Origin of the sequence: Mycolicibacterium diernhoferi (assembly GCF_019456655.1) — a bacterium.
Classification (GTDB): Bacteria; Actinomycetota; Actinomycetes; order Mycobacteriales; family Mycobacteriaceae; genus Mycobacterium; species Mycobacterium diernhoferi.
On the sequence record NZ_CP080332.1, the window covers coordinates 4,377,874 to 4,394,650 of the forward strand.

Here is a 16,777-nt window from a genome sequence, read left to right on the forward strand (position 1 = left end):
ATCTACTCGGGCTTGCTCCGGTTCTTCTTGGACAGCCGGAATTCCGGCGGGAACTTGCTGTCGTTGTCGTTGACGGCGGCCGACAGTCCGGAGTCGATCGAATCCATCATGTCCAGGTCGTCTTCGTCGTCGTTGGCCACCCCGTTGCCCATGGACTCGAAGAAGGCGGACAGCAGGCTGCCCATGTACTCGCCCTGCTGCTGCTTGAAGATCTCGAAGAACATCTTCTGCTGAAAGACCGTGTCCACCGGCCGGTTCCGGGCGCACGCCAGCGCGTACTTCTGAGTCTCGGCCTCCAACTCATCCCGGGCCACCACCTTGTTCAGGAAGTTGCAGTCATACATCTCGGCCGCCGTGAACGGCCGGCCGGTGAAGACCATCTCCTGGAACTTGCGCAGCCCCATCATCTGCACCCAGGTCCACATCCGCGGGCCCCAGCCGTGATAGCGGAAGGACGGATGCCCGAACAGCGCATCGTCGCTGGAGATGACCAGATCGGCGTCCGCGCACTGGTAGAAGTGCCAGCCGTAGCAGTAGCCCTTGGCCTCCACGATGCTGATCTTCTTGAAGTCCTGCAGCGCTCGGTTGCCGGCCTGGGAGTTGGCATACCAGGAACTGATGGTGGCGCCGTTGCGGAAGGTGCCCTTGGGTGGGTACGTGACCTCCCCGACGCCGTCGTCCTCGAGGCGCAACTCGGCCAGCCGCACGGCCGGATTGTCGTTGCCCTCCATGAATTCCGGCAGATCCGCGCCACTGCCCAGGTTGTCCCCGACACCGCGGACGATGACGACCTTCACATCGTTGTCTGTGTTGGCCGCGCGCAGCACGTCGGCGTAGCGCAGCCGCGCCATCGAGGTCGGCGCGTTGAGGAACTCCGGCCGGTTGAAGGTGATGGTGGCGATCTTGGTCTTCGGGTCCTTCTCGTAGAGGATGATCTCCTCAGGCGCGGGCCGCTCTGAGGCCGGGCGCTGGGTCCCATCAGCCATGAACGGCCTCGCCGTAGGCCGGGGCGCCCGACATCACGTCGGCGCCGTCGGCAGTGATCAGGACCGCATCGCGGGTGAACACCGCGCCGACTCCCTCTTCCCACACATAGGCGGTTACCGCCATCACCATGCCTTCCTCGAGAATGTCTGCCTCCGCGGTGGCCCGCAGAGTAGGTGTCACCACCGGTGGGTCGAAGCCCAGTCCGAGACCATGTGCCACCGGGATCACCGGCAGCGGTTCGCCGGCCTGTTGGTAGGCATCCAGCAGCGCGCTGGTCGGCGATCCGGGTCGGCAGGCGCCGAGCAGCCTGTCCCACAGGTCATCTCGCCGCCGGTACAGCGCGCGCACGGCCTCGGTCGGCTCGCCGACGTGCAGGGTGCGGGCGACCTCGGCGACATATCCCTCGGCCAGCACCCCGGCCGACAGCGCGACCAGATCACCGTCGCGGACCGCGCCGTCACCGTCGGCACGCCGCCACGGATGCTGTTTGGACGTCACCCAGGCAGCGTCCTGGGTCGCCGGGGTGCTCACCCCGCCGGCGGCCTCGGCCTCCAGCACCGCACCGGCGAGCGCGCCCTGCGTGGTGCCCGGGCCGAGCGCGGCGACCCCTGCGGCCAGGCCCGCCTCGGCAACCACCAGTGCGCGTCGCAACGCCTGAACTTCCTCGGGTGTCTTGACCCGACGGGCGGCCTGCATGGCCGGTTCGGCGTCGACCAACTCCGCATTCGGGAAGGCCATCGGCAGCAGCTTGGCGAACATCGGTGTCAGAGCGTCGGTTCCGACCCGTCGTACGGTGTCGGCCCCCTCGATGTTCTGCAGTATCCCGACCAGGGTCATCGGGTTCCACGCGAAGCCGTACAGGTTCTCGTGTGGGATCTCCTCGGGGATGCCCTCGTCCCAGGTGCTGTTGAGGTGGATCTCGCCGGTGGCCCGCACGAACTCGCAGATCGGCCCGAACGGCCGGGTGCCCACCACCCACAGCTGCGGTGCCCCGCTGATGTAGCGGACGTTGGCCTGCCGGCCGAGCACCAGCATGTCGAGGTCGTGTGCTTCCATCTGCGCGAGTGCGCGTGCTCGACGGCTCAGGCGCAGCGCGCGGCCGTCGGCCTCGATCTCAGTTCCCACCGGACACCTCATAGGGGTCGTACGGATAAGCGGTCAGCGGCATCCAGCCACCCTCGGTGACCACCACGATCTCCTCGCCGCGGTAGCCGCCGGTGCCGTCCTCCCAGACCACCGGCTCGAACACCAGCAGCATCCCGTCCGGGAAGACGAAGTTGTCATCCCATTCCTGGCCCAGGTCGGTGCCGATCATCGGCATCTCGGCGGCACTGGTGCCGATGCCGTGGCCCAGGTAGAAGTGCGGCAGCCACGGCTTGTGCCCGCCCGCGGCGGCGGTCGCGGCCCGCCCGAGATCACCACAGGTGGCGCCTGCCTTGGTCACCGCCAGCACGGCGTCCACGATGGTGCGCCACTTGTCGAACTGTTCCTGTTGGGCCGGTGTCGGATCCTGCCCGACGATCCAGGTTCGTCCGTGATCGGAACAGTAGCCGTGGTAGGCGATGGACACGTCGGTCCACAGCACGTCCCCCTGGGCCACCTCGCGTTCGGTGGTCAGCAGCGGCAGCGCCAGATCGCCGGTGGTGGTCCAGGTGCCCTCGGCCTTCGAGGTGGGCATCACCTGCCAGATGGAGTCGAACATGTTGGTGGTGGCGCCGAGTTCGAAGGTGCGGCGTACGAATTCGGCGGACAGGTCGATCTGGCGCGCGCCGGGTGCCAGCGATCGCTGGATCTCGGCGACGGCCTGCTCGGTGATCTGGCAGGCCCGCCGGATGCAGGCGATCTGGTCGATGGTCTTGACCAGTTTCGCCGCGCCGATCACCGGGGCGGCATCGACCGGCGGCTCGGGGAACAGCGCGGTGCCGGCCCGGCGCATGGATCCGGTCAGCTCGTCGACGCCGAGGGTGGCGTTCACCGGAACCATGCCGGCCAGGATCTTGCCGAATTGCGCGACACCCTCGTCGAATTCGAGGTAGACGGGTCCGTGCAGGTGATCCGCGGGCAGGCCGGACTCCGAGGCCGCACCCTCCCGGAAGGGTAGGAACAGGTGCGGATGCTCGTCGCCGGCCAGCACGATCGCCACCGGGCGCTCGACGTGCGAGAGCCCGGCGTCAGCCAGCGGCCAGCTGATGCCGGTGGCGTACATGACATTGCTGTTGCCCAGCAGTACCAGCGCGTCCACCCCCTGCTCGGCCATCGCCGCCTGCAGGCGGGCGCCGACCTCGCGGCGCAGCCGGGCGAAGTCCGGTTCGTCGGGGATGTCGAGCCAGGTGTAGCCGGTCCGGGCGATCTGCGTGACGCCGGACTGCGTGGATGCGGTCACGAGAGGCCCAGGAACTTCTGGATGTTGGTGGACACGATCTTGGTGGCCGCCTCCGGCCCGACAGCCTCCACGACGGTGGCCAACGACTTCTCCGAGTAGCCGAAGGTGGATTCGTTGTGCGGGTAGTCGGAGGACCACATCACGTTGTCCACGCCGATCTCGTCGATCAGCCGCAGTCCCAGCGGGTCCACCATGAACGATGCGCTCATGTGATTGTTCCAGTAATACCGGATGTCGTGCTGTAGTTCGTGGTTGAACATGTGCCGGTAGGAGGCCAGCATGTGTTCGCCGTCCTGCAGGGCCGTCGGCACCCAGGCGATGCCGCCCTCGAACCAGCCGATGTTGAGGCTGGGGTGCCGGTCCAGGATGCCGGAGAACAGATACTTGGCGAACTGCTCGCGGAACGAGTCGACATTGACCATCATGCCGACCACCACGCTGTTGTTCTGGCACGGCGTCTTCGGCGGGGTCTCACCGATGTGATGGCTGACCGGTAGTCCGGCGTCCTCGATCTCATCCCACACCGCGTCCATATCGGTGCTGCCGTAGTCGTAGATGTTGCCGTCGTCGTCCTTGCCGGGGTTCAGCGGCAGCAGGAACGTCTTGAGCCCCAGCGCCTTCAACTCGGCCAGGGTGCTGCGGGTGCCTTTCGGGTCCCACCAGTTGATCAGCCCGACGCCGTAGAAGTGCCCGTTGGAGCGCTCCTGCAGCTCGGCGATGTGCTCGTTGTAGATACGGAAGACCCGCTCCCGCAACGACTTGTCCGGGTAGTGGAACAGGGCCAACACCGCGTTGGGGAAGGCCAGTTCCTTGTCGATGCCGTCCTCTTTGAGCTCGCGGATGCGGGCTTCGATGTTGTTCGACGCGGCACCGGCCAGGTCGTCGTATTGCATGAGCACCCGGCCGAAGTCACCGCCGGTCCAGGCCTTGCCCTTCATCCCGACCATGTAGGCGCCGTCCTCGTACCAGATCCGCGGGGCGGCGCCCTTGAGCTCCTCGGGGAAACGGTCGTAGAAGATGTCGTCGGCCACCGAGATGTGGTTGTCGGCCGAGAAGATCTCGGTGCCCGCAGGTAAGCCGAGGTCACCGACGGCGTGCCCCTTACGGTGCTTGGGTGCACCGAAACCCTCGGGCGGATAGAGAGCAGTGGCTGTAGACATTCGATGTCTCCGATCGGGCTGTGGGCTGAAGGGGTCGGGGACCTACCAGGTCACCGGAAGTTCGTAGACGCCGTAGGCGAGGCGGTCGTGTTTGAACGGCACCTCGTCGAACGGGATGGCCAGGCGCATGGTGGGGATACGACGCAACAGGGTGTGGAACACGATCTGCAGTTCGGCGCGGGCCAGTTGCTGGCCGACGCACTGATGCCGGCCGTAACCGAAGCCGAGCTGCTGGCCGGCATCCCGGCTCAGATCCAGCTTGTCGGGCTCCGGGTAGGCCTTGGCGTCCCAGTTCGCCGGGGCCAGGTCGATGATGATGCCCTCGCCGGCGCGGATGGTCTCGCCACTGATCTCGATGTCCTCGATGGCGACCCGGCGCTGGCCGTTCTGGATGATCGAGAGATAGCGCATCAGTTCCTCGACCGCGTTCGCGATGGCCTTGGGATCCTCGGTGTTGCGCAGGAAGTCGGCCTGTTCCGGATTCTCCAGCAGCGCAAGCACACCGATACCGATGACGTTGGCGGTGGTCTCATGGCCGGCGATCAGCAGGCCGGTCCCCAGCTGGGCGGCCTCCTTGACGCTGATCTCCCCGGCGGTGACGCGCTCGGCCAGATCGGACACCGCGTCCTCGGCGGGCTCGGCCTGCTTCTTCTCGATCAGGTCGATCAGATACTGGTGCAGACTCATCGCGCCCTTCTGCATGGCGTCCGCCGCGGCGTAGCGGGCCAGGCCGGCATTGGCGTGCTCCTGGAAGAACTCGTGGTCTTCGTAGGGCACGCCGAGCATTTCGCTGATCACCACGGTCGGCACCGGCAGGGCGAGCTTGTCCACGATATCGGCGGGCTGCGGCCCGGCCAGGATCTCATCGATGCACTCGTCGGTGATCTTCTGGATGACCGGGCGCAGCCCCTCCACCCGCCGGAAGGTGAACGGCTTGGACAGCATCCGGCGGAAGCGGGTGTGCTCCTCGGCATCGGAGGTGAACACCGAGCGCGGCCGCTTGTCCACGGTGGCGAGCATGTGCTCGTTCCAGTGCGGGAAGCCGGAGCGGCGGTCGTCGACGCTGACCCGGGAGTCGGCGAACAGGGTGCGGGCCTCCTCGTAGCCGGTGATCAGCCACGGGGTGTCGCCGTTCCAGATCTTCACCCGGGACAGGCCTTTGGCGTTGCCCAGCATCTGTGGCGGCGGGGCGAACGGGCAGCGCAGATCGCGCTCCATCGGATAGTCGGGGATTTCGGTCTGGGTCAGTGCTTCGGTCATGCGAGCTGTCTCATTCCTCGAGATCGATGGCAAGGGCTGGGCAGGCCGCCGCGGCGGCACGGGCATTGTCGGCCTGATCCGGGCCGGGCTCGGGCACGAGGAGCTCGACGACACCGTCCTCGTCGCGCTGGTCGAACAGGTCCATCGCGTTCAGGACGCACTGTCCCGATGACACGCATTTGTCCTGGTTCACCGTGATTCTCATGCCGGCCCCCCGGTGACCGGAGCAATCCACAACCCGACGATCGCATCGATCAGCCCGGCACCGGCGGCGGCCCATGTCCGGCCCGCCGGCGCCGCGCCCGCGGTGAGCGCCCGCTCCCGGTCGGCGCAGCTGTGCATCAGCAGGTTTCGCGCCATGATGTTGCGCTCATAGGTGACCTCCGCCGGCAGATCGGGCAGGCACCGGTTGATGCCCTCGATGACCTGAACCAGCGATGCCGAGCTCAGCGCGTCCTTGACCACGATGCCGTGGTAGGCCGGGTCGGTCATGGCCTGGGCCGCGAACCGGGCATACCAGGTGGGGTTGCCGAGCGCGTCCAGGTGGTCGGTGAGCGGGCGCACCAGGCACCCCACCCAGCCACGCAGGTCGGTGTGCGCATCGGTCTGCGCGATCAGGCGTTCGCGGATCTCCTCGATCGGCTCCCGGTGCCGCTGCTCGATGGCCCGCACCAGGTCGGTCTTGGTGCCGAAGTGATAGCCGACGGCGGCGTTGTTCCCTTGTCCGGCAGCCTCACTGACCTGACGGTTGGAAACGGCGAAGACGCCGTGTTCGGCGTAGAGCCGTTCGGCAGCGGTGAGGATGGCCTCCCGGGTGGTGCTGGCCCGGTCGGTGCGCAGAGGTCTGGCTGCCGTCACCGTTACAGTCAACGCCCTTCCTGTAATTAAGTCAAGCACTTGATTTAATCCCCGCCGAAGCGAACAAACCGGCCGGGAAGTACGAGAAGAATCGCCCGAAACGTTCGTCTCGGCGGTCCCTCAGGACTTGCGCGGGATCACCTTGCCGGCCACCGTGCCGCCGTCGATCGGCAGGATCGTCCCGGTGACATAGCGGGACTTGTCGGTGGCGAAATACAGGGCGGCCTCGGCAACGTCATCGACGGTGCCTTCCCGCTTGAGCGGGCGGTCGTTGCGCATCTGGGCACGGATCTTGGCCTCGAACTCCTCGAGACGTTCGCGGTCCTCGGCGGCCGCACTCTTGCGCACGATCGCGGTGCGGATGTTGCCGGGCGCGATCGCGTTGACCCGGATCTCATAGTGCGCCAACTCGATTGCCACCGACTTGGTGAATTGGATGACTGCGGCCTTGGACGCCCGGTAGGTCTGCACTCCCCCACCGGCCTGGATGCCACCGATGGAGGTCAGGTTGATGATCGAACCGCCCCCATGGTCGGCCATGTGCCGGGCGGCATCGCGGGTGCCGGCCATCACCGCCCGCAGGTTGACACGCAGGACGGAGTCGAAGTCGGCGAGATCGTCGTCGAGGAACCGGCGGTGCATGGTGCCCGACACGCCGGCATTGTTGACCATGACGTGCAACCCGCCGAAGTCCCCGACGGCGGTGTCGACCAGGGCCGCCACCTGGCTCAGATCGGTGACATCACTGACGAGAAACCTTGCGGCCGAGCCCAGTTCCTCGGCCAGCGCCTTCCCGCCCTCGGCGTCGACGTCCCCGAACACCACCCGGGCACCCTCGGCGACGAACCGGCGCACCAGACCCTCACCGAGCCCGGAGGCCCCGCCGGTGATGACCGCGACCTTGCCTGCCAGTTCGTCACTCATGAAACGCCTTTCAGGAAGTCCAGCAGCAGTTCGTTGACGACCTCGGGTGCCTCGATGTGCGGGCAGTGCCCGGCGTCGGGCACCACGGCGGAGGTGGCCCCGCGGATCTGGCCGGCGATCTGCGCGGCCCAACCCGCCGGAAGCAGTTTGTCGGCACCGCCCTCGATCATCAGCACCGGCACTCTGATCCGCTCGTACGCCCGCTGACTGGACGGGGTGGGCGGGGCCTCCAGTCCCGGCCGGCGGAACCGCGCCGCCGCCAACGACTCCCAGGCCCCGGGCGCGATGCTGGATTCGTAGCGCCGCTGCACGTAGGCGTCGTCGGCCGGGTAGGCCGGATCGGCGAACAGAGCTGCGACGATCGCGCGCATCGCGTCGAAGGTGGCGTCGTAGTCGTACAGTGCGCCGACGTGTTCGTTGCGCTGGATGTCCCCGCCCCCGCAGATGGCCACCAGTGACCGCACCGGCAGTACCGGACGCTCGGAGGTGGTGTCAACGAGCAGGTTGATCGCGCCCATCGAGTTGCCCACGAAGTGCGCCGAGGTCACACCGAGCACCTCACAGAGCCGGGCGATGTGCCGGATCCGCATGCCGCGCCCGTCGGTGAAGTCGACGACCTTGGCCGACTCCCCGAAACCCAGCATGTCCGGTGCGATCACCCGGTAGTGCTGCCCCAGCGCGGCGATGGTGTTCTCCCAGGCGATCTCGGCGCTGCCGCCGAACTCACCGCCGTGCAGCAGCACGACCGGATCGCCGACGCCCGCCTCCAGATAGCTGGTGCTCAAGCCGTCCACGCTGACGGTCTTGCGGTCAACGCTCATTTGATCGCAATCGGGCTGACCGGGGCCCCGACCGCGCCGACCACCTTCAGCGGCGGTGCGATCAGCTGGAATTCGTAGACCCCGTCGGCCGCGCAGTCGGCGGCCAGCGCGCCCAGATCCCAGTACTCACCCAGCATCAGACCCATATCGCGCAGGCACAGCATGTGCATCGGCAGGAAGGTGCCCTCGACCCCGTTGGCCGGATCGGGGTCCTCCACCATCAGGTTGTCGGCGGCCACCGCGGCCACCTCGTGATCGTGCAGCCACGACGCACACGTCCAGTCCAGGCCCGAGCCGGCCTCCTGCCCGTCACCGGTGGACAGGAACCGCGTCCACCAACCGGTGTGCACCACCACGACGTCGCCGCGGCGGATCTCGATGCCCTGCTCGGCCACGATGTCGTCGAGTTCGGCCGGGGTGATCGGGTTGCCCGGCTCGCAGAACACCTCGGCCCCGCGGTGGGCCACCACGTCGAGCAACACCCCACGAGACGTGATGCCCTTGACGTCGACCTTGTCGATGCCGCAGTGATACGCCCCGAAACTGGTCACCGAGTCGGCCGGAAATCCGTTGTACAGCTTGTCCTCGTAGTAGACGTGCGACAGCGCGTCCCACTGGGTGGCGGCCTGCAGCGGCATCACGATCATGTCGTCGTTGAACCGGAACGGGTTGTCGACGAAGAACGAGCTGAGTTCCTGCGCAACCGAGTTGCGGGCCCAGCCCGGCGCGTACTCGACCAAGGTCTGCGCATCCCCGCCGTCCACGGTCATCACGTGTACCGGGTTCTGCCGGAACTTGAACGCGCCCTGCGGGCCGTTGGCACCGAAGTCACCACCGAGCGAGATGACGGTGCCTTTCTTGACCGTTGCGGCCGCCTCGGCCACCTTGTCGGCGGTGATGAAGTTCAGGGTGCCGAGTTCGTCGTCGTCGCCCCAGCGTCCCCAGTTGCGGACATCGTCGGCGACACGACGGAAATCGTTCATGTTGGCCACTATCGGGGAACCTCCAGTCCCTCGGCGATCTTGTTGGCGACACTACCGCCATCCACCCAGATCACTTGTCCGGATATGTAACTGGCAGCAGGACTGTTCAGGAATGCCAGCACCGACGCCTGTTCGTCGGGGCCGCACACGTGGCCCAACAGCGTCGGGAACGCCTCGAGATAGTCCTGGCCGTAGGCCGACTTCAACTGGTCGAGGATGGGCGTCTCGGTGACGCCCGGCCCGGTGCAGTTGATGCGGATGCCGCGCTCGCCGAGGTCCAGCGCCCGCGTCATGCCGTAGAGGATGACGGCCTCCTTGGACAGCCGGTATCCGCCGTCGGCCAGCGCGGCCGGGTTATCCTCACACCACGAGATGCCCTCGGCCATCGAGCCGGTCGCCAGCAGCCCCGCGGTCACCGCGGCATTGGCCAGGTAGTTGGACGCGGCCAACGACGACACGTTGGCGATCGCCGAACCGGGTTTCATCCGGTCCAGCAGAGCCTCGGTGAAGTGCCGCATGCCGAGGAAGTTGATCGTCACCACCAGCAGGGGGTTGCCGATCCCGGAGGACACCCCGGCCACGTTGAACAACGCGTCGACCGGGCCCTCGATGGCCCCGACGGCGCGATCGATCGACGCGGGGTCGGCGAAGTCCACCTCGACGAACTCCGCCGGAGACCGTTCGGGCCGGCGCAGATCGAGCCCGGTGACGTGGGCGCCGAGGTCGGCCAGCTGGGTGGCGAGGTGCGCGCCGATCCCGGAAGCGCACCCCGTCACCACCGCCCGGCGGCCGTCATACCGCCAGAGTCGTTCGTTCATCGCACTGTGTCTATCGTTCGCTCCGCAAGCGTCGCTCAGCCGCCGGCCTCGCGCTGTTCCTTCTCCAACTGGGCGGCCTTGACGCGGCCCTCGTTGATCTCGGCCATGGCCTCGGGGATCTCCCCCGCGGTGAACTTGCCGCCGCGGCCGGTGGGCAGACCGCCGAAGGAGTACGTCTCGTCGAACAGCGGAGCCTCCGACGGTTGCCGCCGGGCCTCGACCTTCTCGATCACCGGGGCCAGCCGGGTGGCCTTGGCCGCCACCGCCTTTGCATCCCGCTCGATGAACTCGGGCAGGATCTCCTTGCCCATGATCTCGATGGATTCCATGGTGCCCTCGTGGCTGCGCGGGTTCAGCAACAGGATGATCTCGTCGACGCCGCTGGCTTCGTAGCCGCGCAGGAACTCGCGCACGGTCTCCGGGGAGCCGATGGCGCCGCGTCCCGGACCGTAGGCCAGGGTCGGATCCTCCTTGACCGCCTCCTGGTAAAGGTCCCACACCCCGGTGCGCCCGGGAGTGTGCATACCGGTCAGGTAGTAGTGCATGATGCCGAACGAGAAGAAGCCGCCGCCGGTGCCGAGCCGCTTGAGAGCTTCCTCGTCGGTCTTGGCCACCATCATCGACAGGTCCCCGCCGATGGCCAGGATGTTCGGGTTGATGGCCGGGGTGACCGGGGCGCCGGCCTCCTCGAACTCCTTGTAGTAGCCGTCCACCCGGTCCTTGAGCGCTTCCGGCCCGGTATAGGCGAAACTCAGTGCGCCGATGGCCTTTTGAGCGGCCATCTGCACCGACGACGGGCGGGTGCAGGCCACCCACACCGGCGGGTGCGGCGACTGCAGCGGCTTGGGGATGACGTTCCGGGCCGGCATCTCGACGTGCTCACCCTTGAACCCGGTGAACGGCGCCTCGGTCATACAGCGGATGGACACCTCGAGGGCTTCCTCCCACATGGTGCGCTTGTCGGCCGGGTCGATGTCGAAGCCGCCCAGCTCGGCGACCGAGGAACCCTCACCGGTGCCGAACTCCACCCGCCCGTTGGACAGGTGGTCCAGGGTGGCCACCCGCTCGGCGATGCGCGCCGGGTGGTTGATCGGCGGCGGCAGATGCATGACGCCGAAGCCGAGGCGGATGTCCTTGGTGCGCTGGCTCGCCGCGGCGAGGAACATCTCCGGCGCGGTGGAATGGCAGTACTCCTCCAGGAAGTGGTGCTCGGTGAGCCAGACCGTCGAGAACCCCGCCTTGTCCGCCGCCTCCACCTCGTCCAGACCGTGCTGGAACAGCTGGTGCTCATCGTCCTCGGACCACGGGCGCGGCAACGGGAATTCGTAGAACAGCGAGATCTTCATGCGGTTACCTCTCTATTGGAGTTCTCAGATATGTGTTGTGCCGCAACGTAACCGAATGTCATTGCAGGTCCGATGGTGGCGCCGGCGCCCGCGTAGCTGCGTCCCATCACCGCGGCCGAGGTGTTACCGGTGGCGTAGAGACCGGTGATGACGCTGCCGTCCGCGCGCAGGACCCTGGCGTGTTCGTCGGTCAGCAACCCGCCGGAGGTGCCCAGGTCCCCGAGGATGATCTGGAACGCCAGGTACGGCGGCTTACCCAGTGGGGCCAGGTTCGGGTTGGGCAGGGTGGGGTCGCCGTAGTAGTTGTCGTACGCGCTGTCGCCACGGTTGAAGTCGTCGTCGTGACCCTGGCGGGCCAACTGGTTGAACCGCTCGGCGGTGCTGCGCAGTTCGGCCGCCGGCACGCCGATCTCGGCGGCCAGTTCCTCGAAGCTGCCTGCGGTCTTCACGATCCCGGAGTCCAGCCAGGCCTGCGGGATCTTGCGGCCGGTGGGCACCGGCGCGAACGGCACCTTCGGGATCGGCAGGTGCCCGCCGACGACATAGCGGTGGAACGAGCCGATGTCGGTGACCAGCCAGCACGGTATGTGCTCGGCGGCAGTTTTCCCGTCGCTTCGCTCGCCCAGCCAGTCCTGTTGGCCCTCGATCATGGCGTGCGCGAAGTCCATGTAGGGCGCCGCCTCGTTGATGAAGCGCTTACCCGCACCGTTGACCACGAACTGCGAGGGCATCATCCGTTCGTTCAGCATGAACTGCAGCCGGCCGTCGGGCCAGCACATCGCCGGGAACCACCAGGCCTCGTCCAGCAGATCGGTGGCGGCACCGACCTTTTCACCGGCGCGGATCCCGTCCCCGGTGGCGGCCGGATTACCGAAGCTCCAGTCCTTGTCCAGCAGCGGGAGGTACTGGCGCCGCCATTGCATATCGTGGTCGAACCCGCCGGTCGCCAGCACCACGCCGCCGCGCGCGGCAATGCGGATCGGCTTGCCGTCCCGTTCCACCACGGCGCCGACCACGGTCCCGTCGACATCGGTGATCAACTCGGTCATCGGCGCCGACAGCCACAGCGGGATGTCGTGCTCGGAGAGTGCCAGCCGCATCCGGGCCATCAGCGACTGGCCGATCGCCGCCATCCGGTCTCCGAACACCCGGGCCCGGAACATCCGCCAGATCAGCTTGACCAGCACCGCTTTGCCGCGCCAGTTCTGCCGGACCTGATAGAACAGTCGAAGATCCTTGGGAGCGAACCAGATTCCCTTCGGAGCCAGCGCCAGCGGGGCGAGCAGATTCTGCTCCTCCTCGCCGAGCTTGCGCAGGTCGATCTCGGGCACGTTGATGGTGCTGCCACGCTCGGACCCGCCGGGCAGTTCCGGGTAGTAGTCCGCATAGCCCGGTTTCCAGACGAACTCGAACCAGTCGCTGGAACGCTCCAGAAAATCCATCATCTCCGGCGCGGCCTCGACGTAGGTGCGCAGCCGGGCATCGCTGACCAGCCCACCGGTGATGGTCTTGAGGTACTCGAACACCCCGTCGGGGTCCGGGGTGTAGCCGGCCCGGCGCTGCGAAGGCGCTCCGGGAACCCAGATCCCGCCTCCGGACAGGGCCGTCGAACCACCGAACTTGGCCGACTTCTCCACGATCAGGGTGGACAGCCCGGCCGCCTTGGCCTTCAGTGCCGCGGTCATGCCGCCGCCACCGGACCCGACGACCAGAACGTCGACGGTGTGGTCGTACTGCCCGCCCGCTTCAGTCATGTGAGCACCGCCGTCCGGATCGCGAAGCCCGCGATCAAATCTGGAGCAGCGCGGTAGTACCGCTGCTCGGTCCGATAGCTGCCCTGGGCCGACAGTGCCGCGAAAGCGGCCACCCAGGTCCGTATTTCGTGCGCGGAGTTGCCGGCCTCACCGGCGATCCACTCGTTGGTCCAGCCGTCCACCTCGGTCACCCGGCCGCTGTCGAGCAGATCCAGGAATGCGTGATCCCAGTCCGGGTTCAGCGGCTGCAGCGGACTCTTTCCGTGCGCGAAGTCCTGCGCGGCGGCGATCACCGCCTGTTGACGGGCCGCCCGGGCCTGCGGGGTCATCGGCTTACCGCCGACGATGCGTTCCAGGGCGGCCGGGGGCGCGGTCGCCAGCGTCGGGACCGGCGGGTCGTGCGACAGCCCACCCGAACCGAGCAACAGGACCCGCTTGCCCAGGGCTCCCAGATGGTGCCCGATCGCGGTGCCGAGCGCCCGGGTCCGTTTCAGCGGGCCCAGCGGTGTCGCCACGGAGTTGATGAACACCGGCACGATAGGGGGTGCGTCCAGCCCGGATGCTCCGTCGCCGAACAGGATCTCCAGCGGTTGGACGGTGCCGTGGTCGACGTCCATGGCCGCCGACAGCGATACGTCCACCCCGGCGTCCCAGGCCGCGGTGGCGATGTCGGTCGCGATCTGCGCGTCCACGTCGAGCGGGCCCGACAGGGTGCCGTAGTCACCGACACCGGTGGCGGCGGTGCCGATGCAGAACGGTGGCATCAGCCGGTAGAAGAACCCGTTGTAGTGGTCCGGGGAGAACACCACCACCAGCTCGGGGTCGAACTCCCGCACGAATGTCCGGGTCTGCGCCAGTTGGGCATTGATGTCGTCAAGAAGCTCCGCCGACGGTCCGGGCAGATTCAGCAGGGGGCTGTGCGACATGCAGCAGAGGGCGACTGGGGACATGGGTTTCACCTCCCTCGGTCAGGTAGAGGGCGTCGAACAGTTTGGCGCTGGTCTCATCGGACAGTTGGGCGATACAGGACGCCGCGATGCACCGGTCCGGTCGCAGGAACAGCACCGATTCGGCGTGCGCATCGAAGAACTTCTTCAGCGCGCCGGTCCGGTCGCCCACCACGGTGACGTCCGGGTCGTCGTGTCCGGTCCAGTGCAGCTGTGTGTTGGGCCGGGCTTCGATCAGCTTGGCACCCAGCGCCTTCCACCGGGCGGCGGTCTCGTCGCCGAGCAGGGCCCGCGGATTGTTGTTCCAGGCCAGCACCGCGAAACCGGCGCCCAGCACCTCGTCGAGCAGGATGTTCTGGGTGGCCCGGGTATCCACGTTCGGTTGCATGAACAGGGTGCCCGTCGGCGATGTCGTCGTCGGCTCACCGTCGTGCACGACGGCGCCGGTGTCGTAACGCGGCATGGGTTTGAACCGCATCTCCAGCACGTAGCGCTTGAGCGTCGGAACCACCGAAGCACCCCGGATCACCTTGTCGCGCAGGGTGGCGATCCGCGGATTGGTGGGCGAGATGACCCGCCCGACCAGGGTGGACAGGTCGATCATGGCCCGCGCGTGCTTGCGGCGCTCGGCGTCGTAACTGTCCAACAGGCCGTCGCCGGCCTCGCCCTTGACCACCGCGGCGAGCTTCCAGCCCAGGTTGGCCGCGTCCCGGATACCGCTGTTGTAGCCCTGCCCCTGCCAGACCGGCATCAGGTGTGCGGCATCGCCGCCGAGCAGCATGCGACCCTTGCGGAAAGCGCCGGCGATCCGGGAATGGTGGGTGTAGACCCGGTGCCGGATGATGTCCACCTTGTCCGGATGCGGCACGAACGGGGCGAGCATGCGCGCGATGAACTCCGGCCGCTCCACCTGCTCGTCGGTCTCGTCGGCGTGGATCATGAACTCGAAGCGCCGGATTCCGTGCGCGATCGAGATGGACGCGTACGGCCGGCGCGGATCGGCGCCCACCTCGCTGTTGGGATGGCCGAGCGGATCCGAGGCGAGGTCGACGACCAGCCAGCGCGTTGCCGAGGTGGTGCCCTCGAAGGACACCCCCATCAGGTGCCGGGTGGCGCTGCGGCCGCCGTCGCAGCCGACCGCGTACTGGGCGCGCACGCTCGACAGCTCGCCGGCGGTCACCACATCCACGGTGACGCCGTCGGCGTCCTGGACGCAGTTCTCCATCCGGGTGCTCCACCGCACGTCGACATGGTCGAACCGGTCGAGTCCGCGCAGCAACTCGGCGTCCACGAGCGGCTGGACGAATCCATTGCGCTTCGGCCAGCCGAATCGGGCGTCCGGGGGCGCCATTTCGGCGAGCAGCCGTCGTTTGCCGTCGAAGAACCGCAGGATCTGGTTCGGCACGGTGTGCGGCAGGATCGCCTCGACCAGCCCGATGGACTGGAAGGTCCGCAGCGACTCGTCGTCGAGCCCCACTCCGCGCGGATAATCGATCAGGGTGTCGCGGTCCTCCACGATCAGGGTCCGCACCCCCTGCAGGCCAAGGATATTGGCCAGGGTGAGTCCGACCGGACCGGCCCCGACGATCACGACGTCCACGTCACTCATGAGCGGCCCAGCAGGAAGTCGATGTGCAGACGGTTGAACGTCTTGGGATCCTCGTACTGCGGCCAGTGTCCGCAGCCGGCCATCACCTCGAAACGCGCGCCCGGAATCATCTGCGAGATACGTCTGCCCTCGCTGACGTCGGCGGTCGGATCGTCGCTCGTCCACAACACCAGCGTGGGCGCGGTGATGGCACCGTAGTCAGCGGGCGTGATCAGGTTGCGGGCCCGGATCTGTGGGTCCTGCAACGCCATGATGTCGCTCATCGCGGCGACGAAACCCGGTTGCCGGTACACCTTCTGGCGACTGGCGACGATGTCGTCGTAACCCTTGGACTTGTCGGCCATCAGCCATTTGATCCGGGCCGCCACGGTGTCCCAGTCCGGATTCTCCGCGGCCGCCATGGACAGCGTGATGATGCGCTTCATCACCTCGGGGTCGGCCTGCGAGCCGCCGGCGGTGTTGAGCACCAACCGCTCGATGCGGTCCGGGTGATCGGCCGCCGCGCGCGAGGCGACCCACCCGCCCAGCGATTCCCCGGACAGGTACACCGTCTGTGCGCCGATGGTGTCGAACACCGCCAGCAGGTGATCGACGTAGTGCGACACCTCCAGCGGATGGCCCGGCTTGTCGGTGTATCCGTGCCCGAGCATGTCGATCGACCAGGTGGAGAAGTGCTCGGCGTGGGCTTCCAGATTGCGCACGTACGCCTCGGCGTGACCGCCGGATCCATGCAGGAGAACCAGGGCCGGCTTGCTGGTGTCGCCGGCGTGCAGGTACCGGGTCCGCACCCCGCCCGCGTCGAGGTAGCCCTGAGAGAAGGGCACGCCCTGCAGATCGCTCCACACGCTTTCATGAACCGGCGCCGCCGCCATCCCACTCCTCCCGCTTCCGCCTCGGCGGAAATGCCATTCTCGCTCTCGCGCAATG

Annotated in this window: 16 protein-coding genes; all 16 read right to left on the bottom strand. The window is 67.4% G+C overall.

Annotated elements, in window-relative coordinates:
• Positions 1 to 2: 2 nt before the first annotated feature.
• A complete protein-coding gene (locus K0O62_RS20700) occupies positions 3 to 986 on the bottom strand; it encodes an enoyl-CoA hydratase/isomerase family protein (RefSeq protein ID WP_073853134.1) in 984 nt (327 codons plus the stop codon).
• Positions 979 to 2,112, bottom strand: coding sequence for a M24 family metallopeptidase (locus K0O62_RS20705; protein ID WP_073853132.1), 1,134 nt, complete (start codon positions 2,110 to 2,112; stop codon positions 979 to 981). The genes K0O62_RS20700 and K0O62_RS20705 overlap by 8 nt, the downstream gene beginning before the upstream one ends.
• A complete protein-coding gene (locus K0O62_RS20710; protein WP_073853129.1) occupies positions 2,102 to 3,370 on the bottom strand; it encodes a M24 family metallopeptidase in 1,269 nt (422 codons plus the stop codon). The genes K0O62_RS20705 and K0O62_RS20710 overlap by 11 nt, the downstream gene beginning before the upstream one ends.
• The gene (locus K0O62_RS20715; protein ID WP_073853127.1) at positions 3,367 to 4,530 is read right to left on the bottom strand and encodes an amidohydrolase family protein; all 1,164 of its coding nucleotides are present in this window, start codon (positions 4,528 to 4,530) and stop codon (positions 3,367 to 3,369) included. The genes K0O62_RS20710 and K0O62_RS20715 overlap by 4 nt, the downstream gene beginning before the upstream one ends.
• Positions 4,531 to 4,572: 42 nt before the next feature.
• Positions 4,573 to 5,790, bottom strand: coding sequence for a cytochrome P450 (locus K0O62_RS20720; RefSeq protein WP_073853125.1), 1,218 nt, complete (start codon positions 5,788 to 5,790; stop codon positions 4,573 to 4,575).
• 10 nt (positions 5,791 to 5,800) lie between these two features.
• The gene (locus K0O62_RS20725) at positions 5,801 to 5,995 is read right to left on the bottom strand and encodes a ferredoxin (RefSeq protein WP_073853124.1); all 195 of its coding nucleotides are present in this window, start codon (positions 5,993 to 5,995) and stop codon (positions 5,801 to 5,803) included.
• Positions 5,992 to 6,648: a TetR/AcrR family transcriptional regulator gene (locus K0O62_RS20730; RefSeq protein WP_083603678.1), complete on the bottom strand. Its 657-nt coding sequence runs from the start codon at positions 6,646 to 6,648 to the stop codon at positions 5,992 to 5,994. Before K0O62_RS20730 ends, K0O62_RS20725 begins: the two co-directional genes overlap by 4 nt.
• A 120-nt stretch (positions 6,649 to 6,768) precedes the next feature.
• Entirely contained in the window at positions 6,769 to 7,572 is an 804-nt protein-coding gene (locus tag K0O62_RS20735; RefSeq protein WP_073853121.1) for an SDR family NAD(P)-dependent oxidoreductase, read from the bottom strand.
• Positions 7,569 to 8,393, bottom strand: coding sequence for an alpha/beta fold hydrolase (locus tag K0O62_RS20740; protein ID WP_073853119.1), 825 nt, complete (start codon positions 8,391 to 8,393; stop codon positions 7,569 to 7,571). The genes K0O62_RS20735 and K0O62_RS20740 overlap by 4 nt, the downstream gene beginning before the upstream one ends.
• Entirely contained in the window at positions 8,390 to 9,376 is a 987-nt protein-coding gene (locus K0O62_RS20745; RefSeq protein ID WP_073854282.1) for a cyclase family protein, read from the bottom strand. Before K0O62_RS20745 ends, K0O62_RS20740 begins: the two co-directional genes overlap by 4 nt.
• An 8-nt stretch (positions 9,377 to 9,384) precedes the next feature.
• A complete protein-coding gene (locus tag K0O62_RS20750; RefSeq protein ID WP_073853117.1) occupies positions 9,385 to 10,194 on the bottom strand; it encodes a coniferyl-alcohol dehydrogenase in 810 nt (269 codons plus the stop codon).
• A 35-nt stretch (positions 10,195 to 10,229) separates the two neighbouring features.
• Positions 10,230 to 11,540 (bottom strand): LLM class flavin-dependent oxidoreductase, encoded by a 1,311-nt coding sequence (locus K0O62_RS20755; protein WP_073853115.1) that lies wholly within the window; start codon positions 11,538 to 11,540, stop codon positions 10,230 to 10,232.
• Entirely contained in the window at positions 11,537 to 13,294 is a 1,758-nt protein-coding gene (locus K0O62_RS20760) for an FAD-binding protein (protein ID WP_073853113.1), read from the bottom strand. Before K0O62_RS20760 ends, K0O62_RS20755 begins: the two co-directional genes overlap by 4 nt.
• A complete protein-coding gene (locus K0O62_RS20765; RefSeq protein WP_073853111.1) occupies positions 13,291 to 14,220 on the bottom strand; it encodes a 3-carboxyethylcatechol 2,3-dioxygenase in 930 nt (309 codons plus the stop codon). The genes K0O62_RS20760 and K0O62_RS20765 overlap by 4 nt, the downstream gene beginning before the upstream one ends.
• Positions 14,168 to 15,850: a bifunctional 3-(3-hydroxy-phenyl)propionate/3-hydroxycinnamic acid hydroxylase gene (locus tag K0O62_RS20770; RefSeq protein WP_073853109.1), complete on the bottom strand. Its 1,683-nt coding sequence runs from the start codon at positions 15,848 to 15,850 to the stop codon at positions 14,168 to 14,170. The genes K0O62_RS20765 and K0O62_RS20770 overlap by 53 nt, the downstream gene beginning before the upstream one ends.
• Positions 15,847 to 16,722, bottom strand: coding sequence for an alpha/beta fold hydrolase (locus K0O62_RS20775; protein WP_073853107.1), 876 nt, complete (start codon positions 16,720 to 16,722; stop codon positions 15,847 to 15,849). Before K0O62_RS20775 ends, K0O62_RS20770 begins: the two co-directional genes overlap by 4 nt.
• Positions 16,723 to 16,777: the final 55 nt, after the last annotated feature.

What these genes read in the sequence shown, in the direction of transcription:
- K0O62_RS20775 (WP_073853107.1), bottom strand. Translation starts at nt 16,722, where the DNA reads ATGGCGGCGGCGCCGGTTCATGAAAGCGTGTGGAGCGATCTGCAGGGC.
- K0O62_RS20755 (WP_073853115.1), bottom strand. Translation starts at nt 11,540, where the DNA reads ATGAAGATCTCGCTGTTCTACGAATTCCCGTTGCCGCGCCCGTGGTCC.
- K0O62_RS20760 (WP_073853113.1), bottom strand. Translation starts at nt 13,294, where the DNA reads ATGACTGAAGCGGGCGGGCAGTACGACCACACCGTCGACGTTCTGGTC.
- K0O62_RS20750 (WP_073853117.1), bottom strand. Translation starts at nt 10,194, where the DNA reads ATGAACGAACGACTCTGGCGGTATGACGGCCGCCGGGCGGTGGTGACG.
- K0O62_RS20700 (WP_073853134.1), bottom strand. Translation starts at nt 986, where the DNA reads ATGGCTGATGGGACCCAGCGCCCGGCCTCAGAGCGGCCCGCGCCTGAG.
- K0O62_RS20745 (WP_073854282.1), bottom strand. Translation starts at nt 9,376, where the DNA reads ATGAACGATTTCCGTCGTGTCGCCGACGATGTCCGCAACTGGGGACGC.
- K0O62_RS20740 (WP_073853119.1), bottom strand. Translation starts at nt 8,393, where the DNA reads ATGAGCGTTGACCGCAAGACCGTCAGCGTGGACGGCTTGAGCACCAGC.
- K0O62_RS20720 (WP_073853125.1), bottom strand. Translation starts at nt 5,790, where the DNA reads ATGACCGAAGCACTGACCCAGACCGAAATCCCCGACTATCCGATGGAG.
- K0O62_RS20770 (WP_073853109.1), bottom strand. Translation starts at nt 15,850, where the DNA reads ATGAGTGACGTGGACGTCGTGATCGTCGGGGCCGGTCCGGTCGGACTC.
- K0O62_RS20725 (WP_073853124.1), bottom strand. Translation starts at nt 5,995, where the DNA reads ATGAGAATCACGGTGAACCAGGACAAATGCGTGTCATCGGGACAGTGC.
- K0O62_RS20715 (WP_073853127.1), bottom strand. Translation starts at nt 4,530, where the DNA reads ATGTCTACAGCCACTGCTCTCTATCCGCCCGAGGGTTTCGGTGCACCC.
- K0O62_RS20735 (WP_073853121.1), bottom strand. Translation starts at nt 7,572, where the DNA reads ATGAGTGACGAACTGGCAGGCAAGGTCGCGGTCATCACCGGCGGGGCC.
- K0O62_RS20765 (WP_073853111.1), bottom strand. Translation starts at nt 14,220, where the DNA reads ATGTCGCACAGCCCCCTGCTGAATCTGCCCGGACCGTCGGCGGAGCTT.